We start from the raw sequence: 7,200 nt of genomic DNA, 5'->3' as shown, positions 1-7,200 counted from the left end.
ACACCAAGCCGCTCGCCAAGGCGCTGATCGCCCGCTTCGGCACCTTCGCCGAGGTGCTGAACGCGCCGGAGGAGCTTCTGGCCGAGGTGCCGGGCATTGGCGAGGCGGCCATCACCGAACTGAAGCTGGTGCGCGCCGCGGCCGTCAGGCTGATGCGGGGCGAGGTGCTCGAGCGCCCGGTGCTCTCCTCCTGGACCCAGGTGCTCGACTATTGCCGGGCCTCCATGGGGTTCGAGTCCCGCGAGCAATTCCGCATCCTGTTCCTCGACAAGCGGAACCAGATCATCGCCGACGAGGTGCAGCAGAGAGGGACCGTCGACCATACGCCAGTCTATGTGCGCGAGGTGGTGAAGCGGGCGCTCGAGCTGTCTTCGACCGCCATCGTGCTCGTGCACAATCACCCCTCGGGCGATCCCACCCCTTCGCGGGCCGACATCGAGATGACCAAACAGATCGTCACCGCCGCCAAGCCGCTCGGCATCGTGGTGCACGACCACATCATTGTCGGCAAGCAGGGGCATGCGAGCTTCAGGGGACTCGGGCTGATCTAACCGGCGCCCGGACCACCGCCTATTCGCACCTCGCCGAGGGAGATTTTGCCGCTGCGCATCCCGGCTTTCCCACATCGGCAGAGGCTACTGCCGGAACCTCGGATTTCGAGAAGACATTGATGACGATCACCCCCGCCGTGATGAGGGCCATGCCGACGATCGCCGGCAGGTCGAGGGCCTGCTTGGACCAGAACCAGGCAATGGCCGTGATCAGGACGATGCCCATTCCCGACCACACGGCATAGACGATGCCGGTCGGCATGGTGCGAAGCGGGAAAGAGAGCAGCCAGAACGCGGCGACGAAACACACGACCGAGATGACGGTAGGGATCGGCTTGGTCAGGCTCTCGGATGCCGCCAGCGCAATGGTCCCTATCGCTTCGGTGAGGATCGCCCCAGCCAAACACAGATAGCTCGTGAGTGGACTCATCACCTCCCCCAAGCGGATGAGATCACGTTTACCCGGCCGAATCTATCGAGATCAAGGACGGGCTCGATACGACTAGCAGGTGTTGCGGCAGCCGTGGGCGCGGATATCGGCCACGCCCTGCGCGAGGCGCCCATAGAGGTCCTTGCCTTCGCCGAGCACGCGATCGCCGACGAGATAGAACGGCACGCCCCTCACCCCGATGTCTTTCGCAAGCTTCGTGTTCTCGAGCAGAATGGCGGTGATCGCGGGATCGTCCATGCCGGCTTCGAGCCGACCCATATCGAGCCCCAATTCCGAGGCGATGCGGAGCGCCTTGGCCTTGGTGGCTCGGCCGGGCTCGGCGAACAACCGCTGGTGCAGCTCGAAATATTTGCCTTGCGGGATCGAGGCGAGCGCGATGCGCGCAACGTCTTCGGAGTCCTTGCCGAGAACGGGAAGCTCTTTCAGAACGAGGCGCACCTTCCCGTCGGTCGCGATCAGCTTGGCGAGGTCCGGCGCACCTTGCCGGCAAAACGGGCAGTTATAGTCGAGGAAGGCGACTACGCTCACGTCACCTTCAGGGTTCCCGGCGACGAAGCTCGTCGGTGAGCGGTAGATGTCCGCGGCGTGAGCGGCAATCTCCTGCTCCTGCTGCGCGGAGCGGAGATGGCCGGTGACTTCATAGGCCACGACAAGGCCGAGAAGGCCGGCAAATCCGAGCAGAAACAGCAGCCGTAAGGATCGGGGCAAAATGCGCTTTAGGCCGGCGCGGGCCCGAACACGAGAACGGCGTTCAGACCGCCGAAGGCAAACGAGTTCGACATGGCGTAGTTGACCTCGCGCTTCTTGCCCACATTCGGGGTGTAGTCGAGGTCGCATTCGGGATCGGGCTCATCGAGGCCGACCGTCGCCGGAACGAACTTCTCGTTGATCGCCTTGACCGCAGCCACGGCCTCGATGCCGCCGCCGGCGCCGAGGCAATGACCGTGCATCGACTTGGTCGAGGAAATCGAGAGCTTGTTGGCGGCATTGCCGAACACGCGTTTGATGGCGCGGGTCTCGTTGATGTCGTTGACGGCGGTCGCCGTCCCGTGCGCGTTGATGTAGTCGATGTCCGAGGGAGCAAGCCCGCTATCGTCGAGCGCCATCTGCATCGCGGTCGAGGCGCCGTCGATCGAGGGGTTGACCATGTCGGCGGCATCGGCCGTCATGCCGTAGCCCAACAGCTCGGCCAGAATCGGCGCGCCGCGCCGCTTGGCATGCTCATATTCTTCGAGCATCAGAATACCGGCACCCTCGGCGAGAACGGTGCCGTTGCGCTTCTTGGCGAACGGCCACAGCCCGTCGGGGCTCAAGACGCGCATCGCCTGCCAGGCGCGCGTCGCGCCCCAATTGAGCGAGGCCTCGGCGGCGCCGGCAATGCCGAGATCGACCAATCCCTCGCGGATCATGCGATAGGTGAGGCCGATGGCGTGCGTCGCGGTCGAGCATGCGCTCACCACGCCGAAGGTCGGGCCCTTGATGGCGTATTCGATGCTGACATGGGCCGAGGCGGAACTACCGATCGCCTTCAGCAGCGTGAGCGGATGCGTCGCGCGCTTGTTCTCCTTGAACAGCATCTTGTAGGAAAATTCGAGCGTGGTCAGGCCGCCGACGCCCGAGCCGATGATGCACGCCGCGCGATAAGCCTCGTTGTCCTTGAGCGGGACTTCGAGCTTCGACATGGCGACGGCTTCCTGCGCCGCGCAGCCGGCGTACTGCGAATACTTATCGGCGAGCAAAAGCGCCTTGCTCTGCAACCGCTCCTTGGGATCGAAGTCCGGGACCTCGCCCGCAATGGTGATGTAGAGGTCCTCGGTCGGGAAGCTCTGGACCTGGCGAATGCCGCACTCGCCCTTCTTGAGCGCAGCCCAAAACTTGTCTACGCCCGTACCCAATGGAGTAACGACGCCCTGGCCGGTGACCACGACGCGTCTGCGCCCGTTAGTGTGTGTCATGTAATGTTAAGCCGTAACTCCAAGCTTGGTCTGTCCCGGATCAGCCCGGGCGGCGTCGGCGAGCTTAAGCCGCAGCGCCCGAAGCCTTCGTCTCCGCGATGATGCCCTTAACCCGATCGACGACGGATCCCACCGTCGCGAACGCCTCAACCTCTTCGTTGGCATTATACGGGATTTCGATCCCGAAGGTATCCTCGATGTCGAACACAATCACCGCGAGGTCAAGCGACTCGATTTCAAGTTCGCTGAGGGGCGTTTCGAGCGTGACGGTCTTCGATGGGTCCTTCATGTTCTTGCGCAGAATCTCGATAATCTTGCTGGCCACCTCGTCCATATCGCTCTCCCTGCCCCGTTAGGGGGTCCGTGTCTAATGGTCCCTGGCTAGAACATAGCTAATCCAAGGGCAAGTCGGGCATTGGAATAGACTTAAAAACTGGTCGAGTCTACCCGTGTCCTTGCCCAAATCATTCCCTGCGTGGCGCTCTAATCGCCAATAAAATTGGCGTTTTTGCGCCTGACCGCGCCATCGTTTCAGCATATCGGCGGCGGGTTCGTGATCCTTGGCTCCCGCCATACTCTAGCGCCCAGGTGCTAATATATTATGCTCCAATGCACATGCGGCCTATTGCCTCCGTGCAACACTCCCTTATCCGTTAAGCGGCGGTAAAGCGTGACACACCGATAAAACGCCGATGGCGACAAAGCCTCAATTCACTACCCTCCCGACTGGCGAATGTGTGGACTTCGGCGCCGATGTGCAAGCCCATCCCTGGCTCAAGGTCTATCCCAAGGCCGTTCCCTGGGATTTGGAGGTCAAGCCGTCTCTCCTCGGGGATCTGCTCGACCGATCGGTGGCGGCCCATGGCCCCCGCCCTTGCACCTATTTCATGGGGAGGCGGCTCAGCTACGCCGAGATCGGCGCGCTCGCCGACCGCGCCGCCAAGGGCTTACGCGAGCTCGGCGTCGGCGAAGGCGTGAGGGTCGGGCTATGCATGCCGAACACGCCGGCGTTCGTTATTTTCTATTACGGCGTGCTCAAGGCGGGCGGAACCGTCGTCAACTTCAATCCGCTCTACAGTCTCGAGGAGATCGAGTTCCAAGTTCGCGACAGCGGCGCCAAGATCATGGTGACGCTCGATCTCGATCTGACCCACGGCAAGATTGCTACGCTGCTTGGTCGCGGAGTGCTCGAAAAGGCGGTGGTGGCAAGCTTCACCGCCATGCTGCCGCCGCTGAAGGCGGTCGGTTTCAAGCTCACACAGCGCGACAAGCTCGCTCCGGCGGCGAAGAGCGGCGCCACGAACAAGGTCGTGCTTGCGCGCGAGCTGCTCGCCAATGACGGCCGATTTGAGCCTCCCTCGATCACCCCCGAGGCAATCGCCGTGCTGCAATATACCGGCGGCACCACGGGCACGCCCAAGGGAGCGATGCTCACCCACGCCAATCTCTCGATCAATGTCGCTCAGGTAGAGGCCTGGCAGAACGCGATCGCCAAGGCCGGCGACCGCATCGTCGGCGTGCTGCCGCTGTTCCATGTGTTCGCCATGACGGCGGTGATGAATTTCGGCCTCAGCCACGGGCTCGAGATCATTCTGTTGCCGAAGTTCGATCTGATCCCGACGCTGAAGCTGATCGGCAAGCTCAAGCCGGTGATGATGCCGGGCGTGCCCACCCTGTTCAACGCCATCCTGCGCCATCCGCATATCGCCAATTTCGACCTGAGTTCGCTCAAATATTGCATCGCCGGCGGCGCGCCGTTGCCGCTCGAGATCAAGCGCGGTTTCGAGGCGATCTCGGGCGCCACGCTGGTCGAGGGCTACGGCTTGAGCGAGACTTCGCCCGTCGTCGCCTGCAATCCCCCCGAAGCGCCGCGCCAAGGCTCGATCGGGCTGCCGCTGCCCGCAACCGAGATTTCCATCCGTTCGCTCGACGATCCGAACGTGGTGATGAAGCAGGGCGAGACGGGCGAAATCTGCGTCGCCGGACCGCAAGTGATGCTCGGCTACTGGAACAAGCCCGAGGAGACCGAGGGGAGCTTCGTCGGCCGATTCTTCCGCACCGGCGACGTCGGGTACATGGACGAGGATGGCTACATCTTCATCGTCGATCGCATCAAGGACATGATCAACGCCTCGGGCTTCAAGGTCTATCCGCGGCGTATCGAGGACGCGCTCTACGAGCATCCTGCCGTTGCCGAGGCGATCGTGATCGGCATTCCGGATGCCTATCGCGGCGAAGCGCCGAAGGCCTACGTCAAGCTCAAGGAGGGCAAGCAGGCGAGCCCCGAGGAACTCATTCACTTCCTCAAGGAGAAGCTCTCAAAGCTCGAGATTCCGGCCGAGATCGAATTCCGCGACGATCTCCCGAAGACGCTCGTCGGCAAGCTGTCGCGGCGCGAATTGCGCGCCGAGGCGAAGCGCTGATCCGCCGCCTAGCCCTAAAGCGCCCTCGCCGGCCAAGAGGCCGGCGAGAGAATCGCGAGACGTTGTTGACGCTGCGGCGAGGCTAACGCAGCCAGGGCAAAAACGGCTCCTGGCCCTGCTGCTGTTCCTGCATTCTCCTGAGACGCCGCAACTGGCGGCGGGTCATCGGCACCGGCTCGACTTCCGTCGTGTCGGCCTGCGCGGACTGGGTGCCGGCATCGGCCTCGGCACTCGGCATGTTGCCGTCCTCAGGCGCGGGCGCGGCTTGGTTCGCGGCGGGCGTCGCGGCGGCCACGTTCGTCTTCGGAGCTGAGTGCGAGGCAACGGTTTGCGGCTTCGGCGCAACCTTGGGCTTCTGAGGGGGAAGCGGCACGGCCTCGTCGGCTGATGCGGTTACGGCCGAGGTCTGGGCGGCGCTCGACACAGGCGAAGCCGCCGCGGTCTGCGCGGCAGGCGCCGGTGCCGCCTGCTGTACAGCAGCCTGCGCCGGAAGCGGGCGCGTCATGCTGAACATGCTCGAGACGTTCTCGCCCGAATATTTCGTGAGCGTATCGGACGTCATCGAGGCATTGAGGTAGCCATAGCCTTTCTGCGGGCTCGGCGCTCCCTCCGCCGGTTGAGCGGGACTGACGAGAGCGACGGGCTGCGAAACGGCCTGCTCGACCGGAGCGACGGCGGCTTGAACCGTCGGCGCAGGCGCGATCGCGTGATCGGCTTCGGGAGCCGGCGCCGCTTCCTCGGCGGCGGCGGCCTCAACCACGGGTGCCGCCGGAGCAGCTTGAGGCTTTGACTTCTCAGGAGCAGCGGCGGGGCTTGCAGCAGCAGTTGCCACCGGGGACGCGGGTGCGGCCTGGTCGGGCTTGGCCGACGCCTCGATCTGCTCGGTGCCTTCGGGCGCCTGCGCCGGAATGGCAGCCGGCGGCGCAGAGGTCCTAAGCCACTGCTTCTCGCCGCAGAGGAGCCAAGCCTTGCAGCCTCTCAGCCTGATCTCGGTCCGCGACACCATGGTGAGCGTCGCGGCATAGGTGTGACCGTCCTCGGGATTGTAAATCTTGCCGGTCCAGGTGGCGGGCGCGCTCGGAGTGAGCCCGCTGAAGATGGCGAGACCGACAATCGAGCGGCCGCGCATCGAGGGATCCTCGTTGCGGATATCGTGCAGGGGCTGGCCCTTGGAGTCGGTGGGCTCCTTGAGCCAGGCGATCTTGGCGCAAAGCTGGGACTTTCCGGCGCCGCACTTGAAGACCTGAATCTTCGATTCGCGCTCGGCATCCGGTTTGTACCAATAGCCGCTGGGATCGGCCGTCGCCGCCTGGGACTGGCTGCAGGGAGCAAGCATGGCAGCGGTCACAAGTCCCATCGCCGCAGCGAACGCTTGATGCCTCATAAGCACCTCCGTCATCGTCTTGGCCGATGGCGCCTCTCGCGCCACGGCACATAATCGCCTTGCCCCCTGTCCCTGATGGGCCTCGTTCGGAAGCCCCCCGTTCCACGCCCGAAGCGCGTTTTGTTCGCGCTTTTCTTGGACTTAGGCAGTTTGTCCAACCCTCTTCTAAGCTCTCGTCTCTGCCCCTTCCAGGATGGCCGCGACACCCATGCCGCCAGCCGTGCAGATTGAAATCAACCCTCTCCGACCACCCTCACTATGCAGCAGCTTGGCCAGAACCGCCAGGATTCTTGCACCGGTTGCGGCAAAAGGATGCCCGAAAGCTATTGATGAGCCCTTGACGTTCAGCTTCGAACGGTCGATTGCGCCCAGGGGCGCGTTCCGCCCGAGCCTCTTCCGGCAATAATCCTCTGATTCCCATGCCTTCAACGTTGCC

General features: G+C 63.6%; 7 protein-coding genes and 1 pseudogene. 2 read left to right on the top strand and 6 right to left on the bottom strand.

Annotated elements, in window-relative coordinates:
• Nucleotides 1-551 (top strand): RadC family protein (radC, locus tag VFB18_RS08535; protein WP_324973584.1); only part of this gene is annotated, 551 nt, incomplete at its 5' end.
• A gap of 19 nt (nucleotides 552-570) precedes the next feature.
• Here the strand turns inward: radC and VFB18_RS08530 are convergent.
• The 4 genes from VFB18_RS08530 to VFB18_RS08515 form a co-directional block, all read right to left on the bottom strand.
• A complete protein-coding gene (locus VFB18_RS08530; RefSeq protein WP_324973581.1) occupies nucleotides 571-981 on the bottom strand; it encodes a DMT family transporter in 411 nt (136 codons plus the stop codon).
• 72 nt (nucleotides 982-1,053) lie between these two features.
• On the bottom strand, nucleotides 1,054-1,710 hold the full coding sequence (locus tag VFB18_RS08525) for a DsbA family protein (RefSeq protein ID WP_324973578.1): 657 nt from the start codon (nucleotides 1,708-1,710) through the stop codon (nucleotides 1,054-1,056).
• Between the two features lie 8 nt (nucleotides 1,711-1,718).
• Nucleotides 1,719-2,957 (bottom strand): beta-ketoacyl-[acyl-carrier-protein] synthase family protein, encoded by a 1,239-nt coding sequence (locus VFB18_RS08520; protein WP_324973575.1) that lies wholly within the window; start codon nucleotides 2,955-2,957, stop codon nucleotides 1,719-1,721.
• A 64-nt stretch (nucleotides 2,958-3,021) separates the two neighbouring features.
• Nucleotides 3,022-3,291, bottom strand: coding sequence for an acyl carrier protein (locus VFB18_RS08515; protein WP_324973572.1), 270 nt, complete (start codon nucleotides 3,289-3,291; stop codon nucleotides 3,022-3,024).
• A 358-nt stretch (nucleotides 3,292-3,649) separates the two neighbouring features.
• Here VFB18_RS08515 and VFB18_RS08510 point away from each other — a divergent pair, with 358 nt between their 5' ends.
• Nucleotides 3,650-5,380 (top strand): long-chain fatty acid--CoA ligase, encoded by a 1,731-nt coding sequence (locus VFB18_RS08510; RefSeq protein ID WP_324973569.1) that lies wholly within the window; start codon nucleotides 3,650-3,652, stop codon nucleotides 5,378-5,380.
• A gap of 82 nt (nucleotides 5,381-5,462) precedes the next feature.
• Here the strand turns inward: VFB18_RS08510 and VFB18_RS08505 are convergent, their stop codons facing one another.
• Together VFB18_RS08505 and VFB18_RS08500 are read right to left on the bottom strand one after the other, a co-directional pair.
• A complete protein-coding gene (locus tag VFB18_RS08505) occupies nucleotides 5,463-6,764 on the bottom strand; it encodes a DUF2147 domain-containing protein (RefSeq protein ID WP_324973566.1) in 1,302 nt (433 codons plus the stop codon).
• A 165-nt stretch (nucleotides 6,765-6,929) separates the two neighbouring features.
• Nucleotides 6,930-7,200 (bottom strand): annotated as a pseudogene (locus VFB18_RS08500) (acetyl-CoA C-acyltransferase); the annotation flags it as partial.

The organism is Methyloceanibacter sp., assembly GCF_035650995.1.
Classification (GTDB): Bacteria; Pseudomonadota; Alphaproteobacteria; order Rhizobiales; family Methyloligellaceae; genus Methyloceanibacter.
The sequence above is the reverse complement of the archived record's forward strand: the minus strand, read 5'-3'. Positions and strand labels throughout refer to the sequence as shown.